Source organism: Ferrimicrobium acidiphilum DSM 19497 (genome assembly GCF_000949255.1).
Classification (GTDB): domain Bacteria; phylum Actinomycetota; class Acidimicrobiia; order Acidimicrobiales; family Acidimicrobiaceae; genus Ferrimicrobium; species Ferrimicrobium acidiphilum.
Window position 1 is genome coordinate 1 of sequence record NZ_JXUW01000061.1, and the last position, 1,331, is coordinate 1,331.

The window sequence follows — 1,331 nt, forward strand, 5'->3', positions numbered from 1 at the left end:
CGACAAAGAGCTGAGCTGCGAAGTTTACCTCACCAGTGTGGTCGTCCCAGATCGGGACCGTATCACCGGCGAAGTCGCAGAAGAGCTTCTCTCCGCCGCGGTGCTCAAAGTGCATGACCACTTCATTGATCTTCTTCCAGTCTCGGTAGCGAGCACAAAACCGCGAATAGCTGAGCCCTTCTGGATTGTGCTCCTTGTACTCAAGCCAGAGCAGTTGGAGGGTCAGGTGATTATGAGCCTGTAGCTCGGTGGCCACCTCCTGCCAGTTGGGAATAACGGGCGTACTCTTTGGTGTCTCAACCGCGGCGAACAACAACTGCTCCAGGGCTTGTACGTCCATGCCCTCTGGAAGTGGCCAGCCTATCTCGTGCTCTGCTGCCTTCTCAAGATATCTCGTCACGGTCGTCCTAGACATCCCCGTACTTCGGCTGATCTCTCTGACATGCTTACCTTGCGCGCCTAGGCGCAGGACCTCTTCGGCCTTTCTCATTGGTATCCTCCTATTGGGCATGTGGCACCTTTCTGTGGTTGGTTTTCAGTCACCACATAAGGATGCCACAGCCTCTTTGCATCCATTGTTCCTGAGTCCGTCTCGCACCCTCTAGGGGGTGGCACATTTCAGCGAGAACAGGTGGCACATTTCAGCGAGAATGGGTGGCACATTTCAGCGAGAATACACACCTTGCCGCCAGGAGGGACTCAAAGCCATCGTAGGGATAGCTAGCGCAGTACTTGACGGTGCGAAACATCGATTCCATGTGGGCGTTGTCATTTGAAGTTCTTGGACGCGAGTAGGAGGCAGCTATACCAAGTAGGTAACACAGTGCCACCAGGGTGGTTCCTTTCATAGGTGAACCGTTGTCCGAATGTAGCACATTGGGAGCGAGTGAACCCTCGTTCAACGTGGCCCTCTTCAGGACAGTCGCTAGATTCTCAGACGATTCATTCTCGTAGACCTCATAGCCGACGATCTTCCTCGAATACAGATCCATGATGAAGTGCAGGTAGTAGAAGAGACCCTTGATAGGGCCAGGCAGATACGAAATATCGGTGACCCAAACCTCAAGTGGCCCCTTGGCCTCATGATTGGGCTTGGAGCGTTTGCGAGGCAGCGCTACCCGTCCCCGTCGCTTATTGAGCCCTGCGTCCCGTAGAACGCGATAGAAGGTGGACTCTGATGCTAAATAGACTCCTTGATCTGCTAGAGCTGGGACGATCTGAGCCGGTGGCAGTGAGCAGTACTCGGGACTGGCGCATACCTTTACAATCTGGGCCCTCTCTCGGTCACTTAGGGCATTCGGTGGAGTTGGATAGATCCTGGTGAGTCGTAT

General features: G+C 54.2%; 2 pseudogenes. Both read right to left on the reverse strand.

The annotated features are described in order from the left end of the window. A pseudogene (locus FEAC_RS14355) lies at positions 1-490 on the reverse strand (IS21 family transposase); the annotation flags it as partial. 190 nt (positions 491-680) lie between these two features. After that, a pseudogene (locus FEAC_RS14360) lies at positions 681-1,331 on the reverse strand (transposase); the annotation flags it as partial.